The sequence below is a fragment of the Streptomyces sp. CT34 genome, from assembly GCF_000805335.1.
Lineage (GTDB): Bacteria > Actinomycetota > Actinomycetes > Streptomycetales > Streptomycetaceae > Streptomyces.
This window is the reverse complement of the sequence record NZ_KN708638.1, coordinates 2676709-2695797: the sequence shown is the minus strand read 5'-3', so window position 1 is coordinate 2695797 and position 19089 is coordinate 2676709. Positions and strand designations below refer to the sequence as shown.

15 protein-coding genes are annotated in these 19089 nt (G+C 73.2%); 9 read left to right on the top strand and 6 right to left on the bottom strand.

Annotated features, from left to right (window positions below; all coding sequences use genetic code 11):
* Nucleotides 1-90 precede the first annotated feature (90 nt).
* Nucleotides 91-345 (bottom strand): hypothetical protein, encoded by a 255-nt coding sequence (locus tag RZ84_RS11915; RefSeq protein WP_198539972.1) that lies wholly within the window; start codon nt 343-345, stop codon nt 91-93.
* Between the two features lie 198 nt (nt 346-543).
* On the opposite strand from RZ84_RS11915, the gene holA reads away from it, so the two are divergent.
* Nucleotides 544-1530, top strand: coding sequence for a DNA polymerase III subunit delta (gene holA / locus RZ84_RS11910; RefSeq protein ID WP_043264300.1), 987 nt, complete (start codon nt 544-546; stop codon nt 1528-1530).
* A 359-nt stretch (nt 1531-1889) separates the two neighbouring features.
* Here holA and RZ84_RS11905 read toward each other — a convergent pair whose 3' ends face one another.
* Nucleotides 1890-2936, bottom strand: a complete 1047-nt coding sequence (locus RZ84_RS11905; RefSeq protein ID WP_241777667.1) for a hypothetical protein — start codon at nt 2934-2936, stop codon at nt 1890-1892.
* 479 nt (nt 2937-3415) lie between these two features.
* Nucleotides 3416-3682 (bottom strand): 30S ribosomal protein S20, encoded by a 267-nt coding sequence (gene rpsT, locus RZ84_RS11900; protein WP_043264299.1) that lies wholly within the window; start codon nt 3680-3682, stop codon nt 3416-3418.
* 581 nt (nt 3683-4263) lie between these two features.
* On the opposite strand from rpsT, the gene lepA reads away from it, so the two are divergent.
* From lepA to hemW, 4 genes are all read left to right on the top strand, one after another.
* On the top strand, nt 4264-6138 hold the full coding sequence (gene lepA / locus RZ84_RS11895; RefSeq protein WP_078893704.1) for a translation elongation factor 4: 1875 nt from the start codon (nt 4264-4266) through the stop codon (nt 6136-6138).
* A 266-nt stretch (nt 6139-6404) separates the two neighbouring features.
* Nucleotides 6405-8291 (top strand): AMP-dependent synthetase/ligase, encoded by a 1887-nt coding sequence (locus RZ84_RS11890; RefSeq protein WP_043269689.1) that lies wholly within the window; start codon nt 6405-6407, stop codon nt 8289-8291.
* Nucleotides 8292-8553: 262 nt separating this feature from the next.
* Entirely contained in the window at nt 8554-10665 is a 2112-nt protein-coding gene (locus RZ84_RS11885) for a SpoIIE family protein phosphatase (protein WP_052229893.1), read from the top strand.
* Between the two features lie 91 nt (nt 10666-10756).
* The gene (hemW, locus tag RZ84_RS11880) at nt 10757-11989 is read left to right on the top strand and encodes a radical SAM family heme chaperone HemW (RefSeq protein ID WP_043269685.1); all 1233 of its coding nucleotides are present in this window, start codon (nt 10757-10759) and stop codon (nt 11987-11989) included.
* Between the two features lie 236 nt (nt 11990-12225).
* On the opposite strand, the gene RZ84_RS11875 is transcribed toward hemW, so the two are convergent.
* From RZ84_RS11875 to RZ84_RS11865, 3 genes are all read right to left on the bottom strand, one after another.
* Entirely contained in the window at nt 12226-12501 is a 276-nt protein-coding gene (locus RZ84_RS11875; protein ID WP_043264297.1) for a DUF1876 domain-containing protein, read from the bottom strand.
* A 90-nt stretch (nt 12502-12591) separates the two neighbouring features.
* Complete coding sequence (locus RZ84_RS11870; protein WP_043264296.1) at nt 12592-13425, bottom strand: DUF3097 domain-containing protein; 834 nt, start codon at nt 13423-13425, stop codon at nt 12592-12594.
* 215 nt (nt 13426-13640) lie between these two features.
* Entirely contained in the window at nt 13641-14375 is a 735-nt protein-coding gene (locus RZ84_RS11865) for an MBL fold metallo-hydrolase (RefSeq protein WP_043264295.1), read from the bottom strand.
* Between the two features lie 286 nt (nt 14376-14661).
* Here RZ84_RS11865 and hrcA point away from each other — a divergent pair, with 286 nt between their 5' ends.
* The 4 genes from hrcA to RZ84_RS11845 all read left to right on the top strand — a co-directional run bounded on the left by hrcA (nt 14662) and on the right by RZ84_RS11845 (nt 18800).
* Nucleotides 14662-15678, top strand: a complete 1017-nt coding sequence (gene hrcA / locus RZ84_RS11860; protein ID WP_043264294.1) for a heat-inducible transcriptional repressor HrcA — start codon at nt 14662-14664, stop codon at nt 15676-15678.
* The gene (gene dnaJ, locus RZ84_RS11855; protein ID WP_043264293.1) at nt 15679-16818 is read left to right on the top strand and encodes a molecular chaperone DnaJ; all 1140 of its coding nucleotides are present in this window, start codon (nt 15679-15681) and stop codon (nt 16816-16818) included.
* A 132-nt stretch (nt 16819-16950) separates the two neighbouring features.
* A complete protein-coding gene (locus RZ84_RS11850; RefSeq protein WP_043264292.1) occupies nt 16951-18060 on the top strand; it encodes a nitronate monooxygenase in 1110 nt (369 codons plus the stop codon).
* On the top strand, nt 18057-18800 hold the full coding sequence (locus RZ84_RS11845; RefSeq protein ID WP_043264291.1) for a 16S rRNA (uracil(1498)-N(3))-methyltransferase: 744 nt from the start codon (nt 18057-18059) through the stop codon (nt 18798-18800). The genes RZ84_RS11850 and RZ84_RS11845 overlap by 4 nt, the downstream gene beginning before the upstream one ends.
* Nucleotides 18801-19089 lie beyond the last annotated feature (289 nt).

The window sequence follows — 19089 nt, the reverse complement described above, 5'->3', positions numbered from 1 at the left end:
GGGGGCCCCCCCGCCGGTGGAGGTGAGTGGGAGAGGGAGCGTCGCCCCCCCCCGGCGCTCGGCCGCGGTTGTCCGGGGTGTCGCCGGTCGTTACTCCTCCTCGCGCCAGCCCTCGTACTCCGCGGCGAGTTCGTCCAGCCGGTCCGCGTCGTAGGCGGCTTCCGGGTCCTCGACGACCACCAGCCACTGCGCGTCCTCGGCGTCGTCCTCGCCGGCCAGTGCGTCCCGTACGAGCTGGGGCTCCTCGGCGACGCCGAAGCGTTCGGTCAGCGCCCCGGCGACCTCTTCCGCGGCGTCGCGGTCGGGGAGGACGAGGATGTGGCGCAGGTGATGTGTGTCGTTCACCGGACCATTGTCGGGGAGCGGTACGGCTTTCCGGGAAGCGGGCCGGAGCGCGGCCGAGCTGCGGTGGGTGGGCTGCGGTGGGTGGTTTGCGGCGCGGCTGGGCTGCGGCGCGGCTGGGCTGCAGTACGGGCGGGCTGCGGTGCGGCTGGGCTGCGGTGCGGGCGGCGTTGTCGGTGGGGCGTGGGATGCTGGAACGCGATGGCCAGGAAGACAGCTAACGACGATCCGCTCGCCCCCGTCACGATCGCGGTGGGCCAGGAAGACCTGCTGCTCGAACGCGCGGTGCAGCAGGTGGTGGCGGCTGCCCGGGCGGCCGACGCGGACACCGATGTGCGTGACCTCAGCTCGGATCAGCTCCAGCCCGGCACCCTCGCCGAGCTGACCAGCCCCTCGCTCTTCGCCGAGCGCAAGGTCGTGGTGGTGCGGAACTCCCAGGACCTGTCCGCGGACACCATCAAGGACGTCAAGGCGTATCTCGGCTCGCCCGCCGAGGAGATCACTCTGGTGCTGCTGCATGCCGGCGCGGCCAAGGGCAAGGGCCTGCTGGACGCGGCCCGTAAGGCCGGGGCGCGTGAGGTGGCCTGCCCCAAGATGACCAAGCCGGCCGACCGGCTCGCGTTCGTCCGCGGTGAGTTCCGGGCCGCCGGGCGTTCGGCGACGCCGGAGGCGTGCCAGGCGCTGGTCGATGCGATCGGCAGCGATCTGCGGGAGCTGGCGTCGGCGTGCTCGCAGCTGGCCGCCGATGTCGAGGGCACGATCGATGACGCGGTCGTGGCGCGCTACTACACGGGCCGGGCCGAGGCGTCGAGCTTCACGGTCGCCGACCGGGCGGTGGAGGGCCGGGCCGCCGAGGCGCTGGAGGCGCTGCGCTGGGCGATCGCGACCGGTGTCGCCCCGGTCATGATCACCAGCGCGCTGGCCCAAGGCGTCCGGGCCATCGGCAAACTCGCCTCGGCCCCGCGCGGCGCCCGCCCCGGTGACCTCGCCCGCGAGCTGGGGATGCCGCCGTGGAAGATCGACCGGGTGCGGCAGCAGATGCGCGGCTGGTCGGCGGACGGCGTCGCGACGGCGCTGCGCGCGGTGGCCGCGGCCGACGCGGGGGTGAAGGGCGGCGGGGACGATCCCGAATACGCCCTGGAGAAGGCCGTGGTGGCGATTGCCCGGGCGGCCCGGTCCCGGCGTTAGGCAGGCCGGGCGGCGGGCGGCGCGGGAGAGCCGGCCGCGTGGCCCGATGGCGTTTCGGCGGGTGGCGCGCGGGCGCGTGCCACCTACGGCGGTCGTCGCGCGGTGCCGTGACGGCTCCCTCCGCAGGTCGCCATGACAGGCCCTACGCACAGGCCCCACCCACAGGCCCTACGCACAGGCCCCACGCACAGGCCCCACCCACAGGCCCTACGCACAGACCCCACGACACACCCCACCCACAGGCCCCAGGCCCTCCAACCCCCCCATGACGGGTCTCAGCATCGGCCCCAACCGGCAGCGTCCGCAGCGGAGTTGCTCCGGCTCGCGCGCTATCCGGCTCGCCGTTCGCCGTTCAGGGCTCACCCCTTCAGCCCGTGCAGCGTGTCCTTGGCGCTGGTTTCGAGCATCGTGGTGATCTCGTCGGTGGTCGGCGGCTTGCTGGTGGCGGTGCTCGACGTATAGCCGGACCAGGTCGACTGGTACGTCAGCCAGCCGTCGCGGGCGGCGAGCATGACATAGGAGCCGTTGTTGTTGGAGGCGTCGTCGCGGGTGACCAGATACGCCTCGTTGCCGATGCCCGGTACGGACTCGACCTTGTAGTGGACCGACGCCTCCTGCTTCTCCCAGGAGCGGTAGCTGTCCGCGAATTCCGGCGCCGGGTCGGACTTCTTGTGCAGCGTGACGGTGTTGTAGAGCCAGGTCGAGGAGTAGCCGGCGGTTCCGGCGCTGTCCGGCGTCAGCGTGACGTTGCACCACATCGTGTCCATCGACGGCTGCTGGACGCCGCTGTGCTGGGGGTTCTCCGTCGACGAGCCCGACGCCCCCGCGCCGGTGCTCCCGCTGCCCGGCTTCGCCTGGAAGTGGGCGTTCTCGAAGGGGGTCATGGAGGTGGCGGCGCAGAGGTCGCTCTTGTACGCGTAGCCCTTGAGGTCGGGGCTGGGCTCCGAGGAGAAGCCGCCGGTGGCGAACATCACGGATGCCCCGATGGCGGTGGCGGCGACCGCGCCGCCGAGGGCCCACAGCCAGCCGGAGGCACCGCGTCCCGTGCCGCCGGGTATGCCGCCTGGCGGGGCCCCTGCGGGTATGCCGGGCACCCCCGCGGCGCCTATGAGCGCGCCCGGCGCAGCGCCTATGGGTGTGCCGGGCGCATTGCCCACGGGTGCGCCCGGCACCCCGGATATGCCGGGTGTTCCCGGTGCTCCGGGCGCCCCCGGCGCTCCGGCGGCGCCGACCGCCGGATAGCCGTAACTTCCGGGCGCCTGAGGTGGTGCTCCGGCCGGCGGGTTCTGCTGCCCGTACGGATTCTGCTGGGCGGGCAGCGGGTTCGGCGGTGCGGGCGCCGGGCCGTAAGGACCCTGCTGCGGCTGGCCGTTGTATGGATTGTTCTGGTCCCCCGTATTGGACATGGCCGCAGGGTAGCGGACATCGCCGACAGTTGACCCGCTCCGGAGCTATCCAGATATCGGGGATGGGGGCGCATATCCCGGGTCATGTCGCCAGACCTCTGGCATCACGCCCCGGGCCCCTGGCGCACGCCGTCCCACCTCGGCCCGCAGCCCGCGCGCCCCGTACGCCGTCCCACCCCCGGCCCGCGCCACCAGCGCGCCCCGCCCTACCTCACCCCGCCCCATCCATCCCCCCCGCCGCCCCCCACACACAGCGGAAGGCCCCGCCCTCGCCCCGGGGAGGGGGCGGAGGCGGGGCCTTCCGTATCCATCATGGGTGGCTGCTCCGGCGATTCTGCCGGGCGAGCCGGGTGCGCCGCACCCGCGTGGCGAACGCAGGCCGCGTGCGGCGCGGTGGTGCACCGGTCAGGGAGCGGTGAGAGGGGCCGCTGGGTCCCTGGCGGCAGGGTGACCGCAGCTGGTGCGGTCGGGAACGAAGGTCAGCCCTTGAGGCCGGCGACCTTCTTGGCCAGCGCCGACTTCTTGTTGGCGGCGGAGTTCTTGTGGATGACACCCTTGCTGACGGCCTTGTCGAGCTTCTTGGACGCCTCGCGGGCGGCCACGGTGGCCTTCTCGAGGTCACCGGCCGTGATGGCCTCACGGGTACGACGGATCGCGGTCTTCAGAGAGGACTTGACAGCCTTGTTGCGCTGACGAGCCTTCTCGTTGGTCTTGATCCGCTTCATCTGGGACTTGATGTTCGCCACGAAAGAGCCTTTTCAGGTTCGTTGGAGTTTCGATGTGCGCCGCGCACGAGAGAGGGCACGAAGCGCAGTGGACCAGGCTACCAGCAGGGTTTACGGCTCCCAAACCGGACCGGGGACGGCCTCCGGACCGGGGACTCCCCCCCGGGGCCGGGGACCACCTCGGGACCAGGCGCTGCCTCCGCACGCGGCCCCATGGCGCCCCGGACCGGCCCCGCCCGCCCTGGCCCGGACGGGCCGTACCTGCTGGGAGCCGAGCCCATCGCCCGTCCCACCGCCCAGCCCATCGCCCGTCCCGCCACCGAGCCCACCGCCCGTCCCGCCCCGAGTCCCCCGCCCGTCCCCCGTCCCGCCGCCGGATCGCCCGCCGGAACGCCCGGGTGGACCAGCTATCCGACCGCCCGACCGCCCGCCATCCCACCGTCCGCCCGACCGGCCACCCGCCCCGCGGACGCCCAAACCGCCGCCCCGCGGATGCCCAAACCGCCCCACCCCCGTCGCTCATGGGACGATGGGGGAGACGTCGTCTGAGACGAGATGACACACCCCCGTCCCGCCTACCGCGTTCACTGAATGGATCCTGCGTGCCCGCGACCCCTACGAACGTGCCGGAGCCGAGCCGTACCGACCCGGCGCTCCTCCGTAACTTCTGCATCATCGCGCACATCGACCACGGCAAGTCGACGCTCGCCGACCGGATGCTCCAGCTCACCGGTGTCGTCGACCAGCGGCAGATGCGCGCGCAGTATCTGGACCGGATGGACATCGAGCGCGAGCGCGGCATCACGATCAAGTCCCAGGCGGTCCGGCTTCCCTGGCAGCCGTCCGAGGGCGAGGAGGGGAGTGGGACCACCCACATCCTCAACATGATCGACACCCCGGGCCACGTCGACTTCACCTACGAGGTGTCGCGCTCCCTCGCCGCGTGCGAGGGCTGCATCCTCCTCGTCGACGCCGCCCAGGGCATTGAGGCCCAGACCCTCGCCAATCTCTACCTGGCGATGGAGAACGACCTCACGATCATCCCCGTCCTCAACAAGATCGACCTGCCGGCCGCGCAGCCCGAGAAGTTCGCCGCCGAGCTGGCGAACCTGGTCGGCTGCGAGCCCGAGGACGTGCTGAGGGTCTCCGCCAAGACCGGTGTCGGGGTGCCCGAGCTGCTGGACCGCGTGGTCCGCGACGTGCCGGCTCCGGTCGGCGTCAAGGACGCCCCCGCGCGCGCGATGATCTTCGACTCGGTCTATGACGCGTACCGCGGTGTCGTGACGTACGTGAAGGTCGTCGACGGCACGCTCGGCAAGCGCGAGCGGATCAAGATGATGTCCACCGGCGCCGCGCACGAGCTGCTGGAGATCGGTACGAACTCGCCGGAGATGAAGCCGGCGGACGGCCTGTCGGTCGGCGAGGTCGGGTACCTCATCACCGGCGTGAAGGACGTCCGGCAGTCGAAGGTCGGCGACACCATCACCCAGCTCACCAAGGGAGCCGAGGAGCCGCTGGGCGGCTACAGGGCCCCCAAGCCGATGGTGTTCTCGGGGCTGTACCCGCTCGACGGCTCGGACTACCCGGAGCTGCGCGACGCGCTGGACAAGCTCCAGCTCAACGACGCCGCGCTGGTCTACGAGCCGGAGACGTCGGCCGCCCTGGGCTTCGGTTTCCGGGTCGGCTTCCTGGGCCTGCTGCACCTGGAGGTCATCCGTGAGCGGCTGGAGCGCGAGTTCGGCCTCGACCTGATCGCCACCGCGCCCAACGTGGTCTACCGCGTCGACATGGAGGACGGCACCGAGCACGTCGTCACCAACCCCAGCGAGTTCCCGACCGGCAAGATCGACACGGTCCATGAGCCGGTCGTCCGGGCCACGATCCTGGCGCCCAGCGAGTTCATCGGCGCGATCATGGAGCTGTGCCAGAACCGCCGCGGCACCCTGCTCGGCATGGACTACCTCTCCGAGGACCGGGTCGAGATCCGCTACACCCTCCCGCTCGCCGAGGTCGTCTTCGACTTCTTCGACCAGCTCAAGTCCAAGACCCGCGGCTACGCCTCGCTGGACTACGAGCCCACCGGCGAGCAGACCTCCGACCTGGTGAAGGTCGACATCCTGCTGCACGGCGACAAGGTCGACGCGTTCTCCGCGATCACGCACAAGGACAAGGCGTACGCGTACGGCGTGCGGCTGGTGGCCAAGCTGCGCGAGCTGATCCCGCGGCAGAACTTCGAGGTGCCGATCCAGGCCGCCATCGGCAGCCGGGTCATCGCCCGCGAGACGGTCCGCGCCATCCGCAAGGACGTCCTCGCCAAGTGCTACGGCGGTGACATCTCCCGTAAGCGGAAGCTGCTGGAGAAGCAGAAGGAAGGCAAGAAGCGGATGAAGATGGTCGGCAGCGTGGAGGTGCCGCAGGAGGCGTTCATCGCGGTGCTGTCGTCGGACTCCGAGGGCGACGGCAAGGCGAAGAAGTAGCGAAGAAATAGCGAAGAAGCAGCCGGTCGGCGACGGCGGCGGGGCGTCGGTTCCTTCGGGAGCCGGCGCCCTGTGCCGTGCCGGGGCCGGTGTGGTTCGGCGCTCTCCGCCGGGTAATGCGATTGCTACGTACACCTATCGCGGTGGTCACTTCGTGAACCAGTCGGCCGCAGCCCCTTACATGGCGGCGCCACGCGTTCTACTCTGATCACTGCTCAAAGGTTACTCGCGAGTCACCAGCAATGAAGCGGGCCCCGGAGGATGCCGTGACGGACACCCACACGCTGATCGAAAACCGGCCGCCTTCGGTGGCGACCCTGTTCCTGGAACGGGTCGCGGCCACACCCGACACCGAGGCGTACCGCTATCCCGTTCCGTCCCCGTCCACCGGTCCGGACGACTGGAAGTCGCTGACCTGGGCCCAGGCCGCCGAGCGGGTCCACGCGACGGCCGCCGGGCTGATCGCGCTGGGGGTGCGCCCCGAGGAGCGGGTGGCGCTGGCGTCCAACACCCGGGTCGAGTGGATCCTCGCCGACCTCGGGGTGCTCTGCTCCGGCGCCGCCACCACCACGGTCTACCCGAGCACCAACGCCGAGGAGACCGCGTACATCCTGGCCGACTCCGGCAGCCGGGTGCTGATCGCGGAGGACGCCGGGCAGCTCGCCAAGGCCCGCGAGCGGCGCGCCGAGCTGCCCGAGCTGGCGCATGTCGTGGTCATCGACGAGGGCGACGCGCAGCCCGCCGAGGACGACCCCGAGGGCTGGGTGCTCTCGCTCGCCGAACTGGAGAAGCGCGGCACGGCGTATCTGGAGGAGCACCCGGAGTGCGTCACGGAGCGGGTCGGTGCGCTGCGCGCCGACCAGCTGGCGACGCTGATCTACACCTCGGGGACCACCGGCCGCCCCAAGGGCGTGCGGCTGCCGCACGACTGCTGGTCGTACATGGCGCGTGCCATCCAGGCGACCGGGCTGGTCACCGCGGAGGACGTGCAGTACCTCTGGCTGCCGCTCGCGCACGTCTTCGGCAAGGTGCTCACCGCGGGGCAGATCGCCACCGGCCAGGTGATCGCCGTGGACGGCCGGGTCGACAAGATCATCGAGAATCTGCCGGTGGTGCGGCCGACCTACATGGCGGCCGTCCCGCGGATCTTCGAGAAGGTCTACAACGGCGTCGCGGCCAAGGCCCGCGAGGGCGGCGCCGCCAAGTACAAGATCTTCCAGTGGGCGGCCGGGGTGGCCCGCGAGTACGCCAAGCTCTCCCAGGAGAACTTCCGGCGCACCGGCAACGCCTCGGTGCCGTTCGCGCTCGCCGCCAAGCACAAGGTCGCCGACGCGCTCGTCTACGCCAAGCTGCGCGACGCGTTCGGCGGCCGGCTGCGCGCCGCGGTCTCCGGCTCGGCCGCGCTCGCCCCGGAGATCGGCTACTTCTTCGCCGGCGCCGGCATCCACATCCTGGAGGGCTACGGCCTGACCGAGTCCAGCGCCGCCAGCTTCGTCAACCCCGGCGAGGCGTACCGCACCGGCACGGTCGGCAAGCCGCTGCCCGGCACCGAGGTGCGGATCGCCGAGGACGGCGAGATCCTGCTGCGCGGCCCCGGCATCATGCAGGGCTACCACGGCCTGCCCGAGAAGACCGCCGAGGTCCTGGAGGAGGACGGCTGGTTCCACACCGGCGACATCGGCGAGCTCTCCCCGGACGGCTATCTGCGGATCACCGACCGCAAGAAGGACCTGATCAAGACCTCCGGCGGCAAGTACATCGCGCCGGCCGAGGTGGAGGGACAGTTCAAGGCGGTCTGCCCGTTCGTCTCCAACGTCCTGGTGCACGGCGCCAACCGGAACTTCTGCACCGCGCTGATCGGGCTCGACGAGCCGACGATCCTGGGCTGGGCCAAGGAGCACGGGCTGGCCGGCCGGACGTATGCCGAGGTCGTCGCCACCGACCAGGTCCGCGAGCTGATCGACGGCTATGTGGAGCGGGTCAACGAAGGGCTCCAGCGCTGGCAGCAGATCCGCAAGTTCCGGCTGCTGCCGCGCGACCTGGACATCGAGCACGGCGAGGTCACGCCCAGTCTCAAGGTCAAGCGGCCGGCGGTCGAGCGGGCCTTCAAGGACCTGCTGGACGAGATGTACGCCGGGTCGCGGGAGGCGTAGGCCCGGTCGTCGGCGGCGCGGGGCGGGCCGGGTGGGTCCGCCCCGCACCGCGGTGTCCGGGCGGACCGGCGGTGCGGATGAAGTTGTTCATACAGGTTGATTCGGACGTACCTTCGCGTGTCGGTCAACTACCGTGCCGCGTCAGCCGAATTGACCGCGCTGACCACGCACTTCCGTGACTCACCGTTTATGGGTGCGCTCGTTCTGTCACCCTGGCGTTGGCGCATCCGGCGCTGCAGGGGAGCTGCTCGGGAGTTGCTCAATGAGGACGACAACTTCGTCTGAACGGAACGACGTTGCGGGAGCCGCCACGCGGTCCCTGCGGGCCAGTCTGCCCGGCGACCCGCGGGCCGCAGCCGCCGCGCGGCAGTTCGTCCGGGGCGCGTTCGCCGAGTGGGCCGCCCAGCGGCTGCCCGGCGCCGAGGGGCTCACCGACCGGCTGGCGGACGAGGCGGTGCTGCTGGTCAGCGAGCTGGTGACGAACGCGGTGGTGCACGCCGGGACCACCGTCGAACTGCGCTGCCGGTTCGAGGCGGACACCGAGCCGGGGCCGCTCCCGGACGCCCCGCCCGGAGTGGACCCCGAGGAGCCGCCCCGCGCCGGCCTGGTCGTCGAGGTCTCCGACCGGCACCCCACTCAGCCGGTCCGCGCCCGCGAGGACACCGGCGCCCACGAGGGCGGCGGCCACGGCCTCCAGCTGATCAGCGCGGTGGCCGAGGCGTGGGGCGTGACCTACCGCCGGGCGATGAAGACCGTGTGGTTCCGGCTGCCGGTGGGCGCCCCGGAGGGCGTACGGCCGGAACCGGAGGCGGTGGACGAGGCGTTCCGGGCGTACGGCGAGTGCGGCGACTACGGCGAGCCGTACGGCGGGTACCGCGCGGTCGACGAGGAGCTGCTGCGGCGCGGGCTGCGGGCCGCCGAACTCCTCGCCCCGGTGCCCCGCCGCACCGCCCCGCCCGAAAGCCCGGACGGCCCGGAGGCCGCCGCCGGCCGGGCCCGGGGCCGGGGCGGGGTCGACAGCGGGGCGCTGTCCTTCCTCGCCGAGGCGTCCGACCTGCTCTCCGGACAGCTCGACGCCGATCAAGTCGCCTCCCTGGCCGCCCAGTTGATCGTGCCGCGGCTCGCCGACTGGTGCGCGGTCTGGCTCCACGACGGCGACGGCGGCGCCCCCGGACGCGGCCTGACGGCGAGCGGTGAGGCGCCGCGGCTGGCCCGGGTCTGGCACCTGTGCGAGGGCCGGATCGACGCGCTGCGCACCGCCCTGGAGAAGCAGCCGCCGGGCTACGCCACCGGGGAGGCCCTCGGCGGCCGGCCCACCGCGGCGCCCTGGCCCTGGCCGCACGAACCGGGCGGCTACGAGCCCGGCGGCGCCGCCCTGGCCTGCCCGCTGGTCGCCGGGGGCCGCCGGCTGGGCACCGTGCTGCTCGGCCGGGCCGGGCTGCTGCGCTTCCCCGACGAGGTGGTCGCGCTGATCGAGGACCTGTGCCGCCGGGCCGCCCGCGCGGTGGCCACCGCCCGCGCCTACAGCCGCCAGGAGCGGATCAGCCAGGTCCTCCAGCGGCGGCTGCTGCCCCGCGGCCGGGCGCAGGTGCCCGGGGTGCGCTCCGCGGTGGTCTACGAGCCGCGCGAGGGTGCCTGGGCGGGCGGCGACTTCTGGGACCTGTTCGAGGCCGGGGACGGCCGCTGGTGCTTCGCCCTCGGCGACGTCTGCGGCAGCGGCCCCGAGGCCGCCGCGGTCACCGGTCTGGCCCGGCCGGTGCTGCGGCTGCTGGCCCGCGACGGCTTCGGGGTCGCGGAGGTGCTCGACCGGCTCAACAAGACCATGGCGCGGGAGGCCGCGGACTCGGTCGCGGCGGTCGCGGCGGCGGTGGCGGCGGCCGGCGCCGGGGCCGAGGCGCCCGTCGAGATCCGCGAGGAGGGCGAGCAGGCCCGCTTCCTGTCCCTCCTGTACGGCGAGATCGTGCCGTACCGGGGCGGCTCCGGCGGCGCCCGCTGCACCCTGGCCAGCGCCGGCCACCCGCTGCCGCTGGTGCTGGGCACGGACGGCGCGGTCCGGGTCGTGGCGGCGCCGCAGATGCTGCTGGGGGTCGTCGAGGACGCCGCGTACGTCAGCGAGTCGTTCGACCTGCACCCCGGGGAGACGCTGCTGTGCGTCACCGACGGGGTGACCGAGCGCCGCTCGGGACGGCGGCTGTTCGACGACGAGGACGGGCTGGCCCAGGCCCTCGCCGCGGCGGCCGGCCAGGGCGCCGAGGCCATCGCCGAGCACATCCGGCGCACGGTCCACGCCTTCGGTCCGACGCCGCCCGACGACGACCTGGCGCTGCTGGTCCTCCAGGCCGCGGCCCGCGGGGCGGCGGACGGGGTGCCGTAGGGCCGGTGCGACGGGCCGGGGCCGGGCATGTGACGAGGGCCGCCGCCGGAGCCGGGCCGGCACCGGCGCCGCATGACGGACAATGGACCCCATGCCTTCCGCACTGCCAGACGGTGAGCCGATGCCCGAGGACGGGGCGCTGCCCCGTCATGCGCTGACCGGCGCCGCCGGCCGGCCCCTCGGCTTCTACCTGCACGTGCCGTACTGCGCGACCCGCTGCGGCTACTGCGACTTCAACACCTACACCGCGAGCGAGCTGCGCGGCTCCGGCGGCGCCCCGGCCTCCCGCGACACCTACGCCGACACGGTCGTCGAGGAGATCCGGCTGGCCCGCAAGGTGCTGGGCGACGACCCCCGCCCCGTGCGGACGGTCTTCGTCGGCGGCGGCACCCCGACCCTGCTGCCGGCCGCCGACCTCGGCCGGATGCTGGCCGCCCTCCGCGACGAGTTCGGCCTGGCCCCCGGCGCCGAGATCACCACCGAGGCCAACCCGGACTCCGTCGACCCCCGCTATCTCGCCGAGCTGCGGGCGGCCGGCTACAACCGGGTCTCCTTCGGCATGCAGAGCGCCCGGCAGCACGTGCTGAAGATCCTCGACCGCACCCACACCCCGGGCCGTCCGGAAGCCTGTGTCGCCGAGGCCCGCGCGGCGGGCTTCGAGCACGTCAACCTCGATCTGATCTACGGCACGCCGGGCGAGACCGACGACGACTGGCGGGCCTCCCTCGACGCGGCCACCGGCGCCGGCCCCGACCACATCTCCGCGTACGCGCTGATCGTCGAGGAGGGCACCCGGCTGGCCCGCCGGATCCGCCGCGGCGAGATCCCGATGACCGACGACGATGTGCACGCCGACCGCTATCTGATCGCCGAGGACCGGCTCACCGCCGCCGGCTTCACCTGGTACGAGGTCTCCAACTGGGCCACGTCACCGGCCGCCCGCTGCCGTCACAACGAGCTGTACTGGACCGGCGCCGACTGGTGGGGCGCCGGCCCCGGCGCCCACAGCCACGTCGGCGGCGTCCGCTGGTGGAACGTCAAGCACCCCGGCGGCTACGCCCAGGCCCTCGCCGAGGGCCGCTCCCCGGGCGCCGGCCGCGAGGTCCTCCCGGACGAGGACCGCCGCGTCGAGCGCATCCTCCTGGAGCTCCGCCTCGCCGCGGGCTGCCCGCTCTCCCTCCTCGCCCCCGCGGGCGCCCGCGCCGCCGCCCGTGCCCTGGCCGACGGCCTCCTGGAGCCCGTCCCGTACGCGGCGGGACGCGCGGTGCTGACGCTGCGCGGGCGGCTGCTGGCGGACGCGGTGGTGCGAGACCTGGTGGACTAGCGGCCTGAGCGGCCTGAGCGTACTGACCGGCGTGTCCGCTCCGGCCCGGCGGCCCTCCCCGGCGCAGCCCACCGCCCGGCCGGCCGGGCACACGACGGGGACGGCCGCCGGGTCAACGGGGCACCGGCTCACCGGGTCAACGAGTCGGCGCGGCACGGCACTTCAGGCGCGGCACGGGCACGTCAGCGGATCGCCGGCACGTCAGCGGGGCACCGCACGCCACGCGGCATCGCGCATCAGTGGGTCAGCGGGCGGGACTGCCGCCCCGACGCCGTGTCGATCTCGTCGTGGGCCTTGGTCAGCAACTGCATCGCCAGATCGTTCAGCGCCCGCGCGCCCGCGACCTCCTCGCCGACCCGGGGCTGGTTCCCGTCGGCGGGGTGGCGGCTGGCATAACCATGGGACCGCACCTCGGTCCCGTCCGGCAGCCGGACCAGCGCGGCGGCCCGGGTGCGGTGGGTGTCCTCCTCGAATTCCAGCTCGACATGCCATCCGACAGCGGTCTTCAACATGACGGTCACCTCCGGGATCGCTGCTACCAGAGTGCCCTCGCCACCGCCCCCGCGCACCACCTGCCCCGGCCCTGCCCCATCGGACAGGCCCTACGCCCCCTCCGGGGCCGTCACGAAGTCGATCAGCTCCTCCACCCGCCCCAGCAGGGCCGGCTCCAGGTCCTTGTACGACCGCACGCGGGACAGGATCCGCTGCCAGGCCGCGCCGGTGTTCACCGGCCAGCCCAGTGCCCGGCACACCCCGGTCTTCCAGTCCTGGCCGCGCGGCACGGCCGGCCACGCCGGAATGCCCACCGCGGACGGCTTCACGGCTTCCCAGACGTCGATGTACGGGTGGCCGACGACCAGCGCGTGCGCACCGGTCACCTCGGCCGCGATCCGGGACTCCTTCGAGCCGGGGACGAGATGGTCGACCAGGACGCCGAGCCGGGCATCCGGGCCGGGGGAGAAGGCGCGGACGATCGCCGGGAGGTCGTCGATGCCCTCCAGGTATTCCACGACCACGCCCTCGATGCGCAGGTCGTCGCCCCAGACGCGCTCGACCAGTTCGGCGTCGTGCCGTCCCTCCACGTAGATGCGGCCGGCCCGCGCGACCCGGGCTCGGGCGCCGGGAACCGCGATCGACCCGGAGGCGGTCCGCGCCGGACCGCTCGGCGCGGGACGGCTCCGGGGGCGTACGAGCGTGACGACCCGGCCCTCCAGGAGGAAGCCGCGCGGTGCCATCGGGAAGACCCGCCGCTTGCCGAACCGGTCCTCCAGCGTGACCGTCGGCCCCTCGGCGGTCTTCTCGCAGCGGATCACGGCGCCGCAGTAGCCCGTGCTGACCTCCTCGACGACCAGATCGGGATCGGCGGGCACTTCGGGCGCCGGCTGCTGCTTCTTCCACGGGGGAGTGAGGTCGGGGCTGTAGCGCTTGCTCTGCATGAGGGCCTGTTCTGTGGGCGGACTTCTACGGAAGGACTTCTGCGGACGGACTTCTGTGGGCGGGACGCCGGACCGGTGGGGCCGGGCGGACGGACGGTCCTGCCGGATCGGCAGTACCGGTGGGGCCGGTGGGACGGAAGCAGGAGGAAGAAGGCGGAAGAAGGCGGAAGAAGGCGAAGAGCGGCGGAAGCGGGCGGCGGTGCGGGGGCGACGCCTCACGACGGGGGCGGGCCGAACCGGGCGGCGAGGGCGTCCCGTTGGGCGCGCACGAAGCGGGCGTCGACGACGGCGCCGTGGCCGGGCACGTACACCGCGTCCTCGCCGCCCAGGGCGAGCAGCCGGTCCAGGGCGGCGGGCCACTGCTGAGGGAGCGCGTCCCGCCCGGCCTGCGGCTCGCCCGACTCCTCGACCAGGTCGCCGCAGAAGACGATCTCCGGCGAGCCGTGCCGGCCGGGCACCAGGACCGCCAGGTCGTGCGCGGTGTGGCCGGGGCCGACGTTGGCCAACAGCACCTGCCGGTCGCCGAGGTCGACGGTCAGCTCGCCGTGGACGTGGTGGTGCGGCGTGACCAGCAGGTCGGCGGCCTCCGCGGCGGCGTCCCGGTCGACACCGTGCCGGACCGCGGAATGCCGGAGCTCGTCCTTGCTGTGCCGCAGCAGCTCGCCCAGGCCGGCCGCGCCGAACACCTCGACGCCCGCGAAGGCGGCGGTGCCCAGCACATGGTCGAAGTGCGGGTGGGTCAGTGCGATGTGTGTCACGTCCCGGCCCAGTACGCCGCGGACGGTGCGGCGCAGTTCGGCGCCGTCGCGGAGGGTGGCGCCGGTGTCGACGATCATGACCCCGGTGCTGCCGGCGATCACCCCGACCGTTTCGTCCCAGCCGGGCATCCGGTGCCGGGCGACACCGTCACCGAGCTGTTCCCAGCCTGCCTCTTCCCATGCAGTGCGCATACCGAGACGCTAGCGCCATCGCGATAGCGTTGCGCGACGGTCGGCCGGTCCGGCGGCCCGGACCGGGTGCCGGCCAGGTGCTCGCCGGGGGAGCGGCCGGGGGCGCCGAGGGGCGTCGAGGGGCGCTTTTCGGGGTCGGAGTCCGCGGTCCCGGGTAAGTCCCCACCACGCCCGCCCTTGCCGCATCCGTCCTACCCGGCCGTACACTTACTGGGTCTGGCACTCGGCTCATGTGAGTGCCAGGAGACACGACAACGGCGGGACGGCCGGACTGGAGGTGCGCGGGATGCTCAGTGAACGCAGGCTCGAGGTGCTGCGCGCCATCGTCCAGGACTACGTCGGCACGGAGGAGCCGGTCGGCTCCAAGGCGCTCACCGAGCGGCACAAGCTCGGGGTCTCCCCGGCCACCGTGCGCAACGACATGGCCGCCCTTGAGGACGAGGGTTTCATCGCCCAGCCGCACACCAGCGCCGGGCGGATCCCGACCGACAAGGGATACCGCCTCTTCGTCGACAGGCTGGCCGGCGTCAAGCCGCTGTCCAGCCCGGAGCGGCGGGCCATCCAGAATTTCCTGGACGGCGCCGTCGACCTCGACGACGTGGTCGGCCGGACGGTCCGGCTGCTGGCGCAGCTGACCCGGCAGGTCGCGGTCGTGCAGTACCCCTCCCTGACGCGGTCCACGGTGCGGCACGTCGAGCTGCTGGCGCTGGCCCCGGCGCGGCTGATGCTGGTGCTGATCACGGACACCGGACGGGTCGAGCAGCGGCTGATCGACTGCCAGGCGCCGTTCGGCGAGACGTCCCTGGCGGATCTGCGGGCCCGGCTCAACAGCCGGGTCGTCGGGCGGCGGTTCACGGACGTGCCGCAGCTGGTGCAGGATCTTCCGGACTCCTTCGAGCAGGACGACCGCGGGACGGTCTCGACAGTACTGTCGGTGTTGCTGGAGACTCTGGTGGAGGAGACCGAGGAGCGGCTGATGATCGGCGGTACCGCCAATCTCACGCGCTTCGGGCATGATTTCCCACTGACCATCCGGCCGGTGCTGGAGGCCCTTGAGGAGCACGTGGTGCTGCTCAAGCTGCTCGGGGAGGCCAAGGACTCGGGCATGACCGTACGTATCGGGCATGAGAATGCTCATGAGGGCCTGGCGTCCACCTCGGTCGTCGCCGTCGGTTACGGTTCGGGTGACGAGGCCGTCGCAAAAATGGGCGTGGTCGGACCGACCCGCATGGACTACCCCGGAACGATGGGAGCGGTACGCGCAGTGGCACGTTACGTCGGACAGATCCTGGCGGAGTCGTAAGTGGCCACGGATTACTACGCGGTCCTGGGCGTACGGCGCGATGCCTCGCAGGACGAGATCAAGAAGGCATTCCGGCGGCTGGCGCGCGAGCTGCACCCGGACGTCAACCCGGACCCCAAGACCCAGGAGCGGTTCAAGGAGATCAACGCCGCTTACGAGGTCCTCTCCGACCCGCAGAAGAAGCAGGTCTACGACCTCGGCGGCGACCCCCTGTCGCAGGCCGGCGCCGCCGGTGGCGGCGCGGGCGGCTTCGGCGCGGGCTTCGGCAACTTCTCCGACATCATGGACGCGTTCTTCGGCACGGCGTCGCAGCGCGGACCGCGCTCGCGGACCCGCCGCGGCCAGGACGCGATGATCCGCCTCGATGTGGAGCTCAGCGAGTCGGCGTTCGGCACGACCAAGGACATCCAGGTCGACACCGCCGTGGTCTGCACGACCTGCAGCGGCGAGGGCGCGGCGCCCGGGACGTCGGCGCAGACCTGTGACATGTGCCGCGGTCGCGGTGAGGTCTCCCAGGTCACCCGGTCCTTCCTCGGCCAGGTCATGACCTCCCGGCCGTGCCCGCAGTGCCAGGGCTTCGGCACGGTCGTGCCGACTCCGTGCCCGGAGTGCGCGGGCGACGGCCGGATCCGCTCGCGCCGTACGCTCACGGTCAAGATCCCGGCCGGCGTCGACAACGGCACCCGTATCCAGCTGGCCGGTGAGGGCGAGGTCGGCCCCGGCGGCGGCCCCGCCGGCGACCTCTACGTGGAGATCCACGAGCTGTCCCACCCGGTCTTCCAGCGGCGCGGCGACGATCTGCACTGCACGGTCACCATCCCGATGACGGCGGCGGCGCTGGGCACCAAGTGCCCGCTGGAGACGCTGGACGGGATGGAGGAGGTCGACGTGCGGCCCGGCACCCAGTCCGGCCAGTCGATCCCGCTGCACCAGCGGGGCGTGACGCATCTGCGCGGCGGCGGCCGGGGCGATCTGATCGTCCATGTCGAGGTCCAGACCCCGACCAAGCTCGACCCGGAGCAGGAGGAACTGCTCCGCCGCCTGGCCAAGCTGCGCGGCGAGGAGCGTCCCACCGGGCAGTTCCAGCCCGGTCAGCAGGGCCTCTTCTCCCGTTTGAAGGACGCGTTCAACGGGCGGTAGGCGCACGGCACACCGCGGCCGGATCTCCGGGGGCGTCCCTCGGGCGATCGCGGCGGCGGGCGGCCGGCCGTCCGGCGTACCGAGGCGGCGCCCCGGTTCGGGGCAGGGCGGTGGGCGTGACACGATGTGGTCATGCCCACCGCGCTCACCGATCTCTGCCGTTACCCCATCGTGCAGGCCCCGATGGCGGGCGGCCCCTCCGGGCCCGAGCTGGCCGCGGCCGTCTGCCAGGCCGGCGGGTTCGGCTTCCTCGCCGCCGGATACAAGACCGCCGACGGCATGTACCAGGAGATCAAACAGCTCCGGGCGCTGACCGACCGGCCCTTCGGCGTCAACCTCTTCATGCCGCAGCCCACGCTGGCCGACACCTCCGCCGTCGAGGTCTATCGCGAGCAGCTCGCGGGCGAGGCCGCCTGGTACGAGACCGAGCTCGGCGACATCGACGGCCCCTGCGACGACGGATACGAGGCCAAGCTCGCGATCCTGCGCGACGACCCGGTGCCGCTGGTCTCGTTCACCTTCGGCTGCCCCTCGCGGGCGGTCCTCCACGCCTTCGCCGCGGTCGGCACGTACACCGTCGTCACGGTCACCACGGCCGCCGAGGCGCAGGCCGCGCAGTGGTCCGGCGCCGACGCGGTCTGCGTGCAGGGCGTGGAGGCGGGCGGCCACCAGGGCACCCACCGGGACGATCCGCACGCGGACGGCACCGGTGCGGGGCTGGGGCTGCTGGCGCTGCTCGCCCAGGTCCGGGAGGCCGTGCAGATCCCGGTGATCGCCGCGGGCGGGCTGATGCGCGGGGCGCAGATCGCCGCGGTGCTGGCCGCCGGCGCGTCGATGGCGCAGCTGGGCACCGCCTTCCTGATCACGCCCGAGTCCGGCGCCAACCCGCTGCACAAGCAGGCGCTGACCAACCCCCTTTTCACGCATACGGAGTTGACCCGGGCGTTCTCCGGACGGCCGGCCCGCGGGCTGGTGAACCGTTTCCTTCGCGAGCACGGCCGGTACGCGCCGGCCGCCTACCCCGCCGTGCACTACCTCACCTCCACCGTCCGCAAGGCCGCCGCCAAGGCCGGCGACCCGCAGGGCATGAACCTGTGGGCGGGGCAGGGGCACCGGCTGGCGCGGGAGATGCCCGCCGGGCGGCTGGTGGACGTCCTGGTGGCCGAACTGGACGCGGCCCGCGCCGCGTTGAGCCGGGGCCGCAGCGGCGGGGGCCCGGCCGCCACCGGCGGTGCCGCATGACCGCGCCGGTCTTCCTCGTCGACTCACTGGCGGGCGTACGGGCCGGCGGCACGCTGACCCTGGACGGCCCCGAGGGCCGGCACGCGGTGTCGGTACGGCGGCTGCGGGTCGGTGAGGAGGTCGTGCTGACCGACGGCGCGGGGGCCGGTGCCCGGGGCACGGTCGCCGCCGTCGAGGGCAAGGACCGGCTCACCGTCGCCGTCGCGGAGCTGCGCACCGAGGCCCCTCCGGTGCCCACGATCACCGTCGTGCAGGCGCTGCCCAAGGGCGACCGCGGGGAGCTGGCCGTGGAGACCATGACCGAGACCGGCGTGGACGCCATCGTCCCCTGGCCGGCGGCGCGTTGCGTCACCCAGTGGAAGGGCGAGCGGGCCGCCAAGTCGCTGGCGAAATGGCGTGCCACGGCACGCGAGGCGGGCAAGCAGTCGCGCCGGCTGACCTTCCCGCGGGTCGCCGACCCGCTGACGACCCAGCAGGTCGCCGCGCTGCTCGCCGGCGCCGACTTCGCCGCCGTCCTCCACGAGGAGGGCGGCGCCCCGCTCGCCACCGCCGAACTCCCCGACCGGGGCTCGATCGTGCTGGTGGTCGGCCCGGAGGGCGGCGTCTCCCCGGAGGAGCTGGCCGCCTTCGCCGAGGCGGGCGCCAAGCCCTACCGCCTGGGCGCGACCGTGCTGCGCACGTCTACGGCCGGTACGGCGGCGACGGCATTGCTGCTGGGGCGGACGGGGCGGTGGAACTAGCCGGTCCGCTGCGCTTGGCCGGCTTCCCACGTTGTCGGCTTCCCCCGCCGTGGGGGTTCGCCGCCGTTGCGCCTGCGGCGGGCGTTGTCCGCTGCGCGGGGCTGTCGGGTGCGGTGACGGCCCTGCGGGGCCCGGTGTGTGGACTGCTTCGCTTTACGTCCACACACCAGGCCCCTCCGGCCCGTCCCCTCCCGTTGGGGGTGGGAAAAACAGGTGGGGTGGGGTTGGCCGTTGTGGTCCTCTGACGGCCAATGGTCAGGCCGGGAGCCTGCGTTGGGCACCCCGCCTG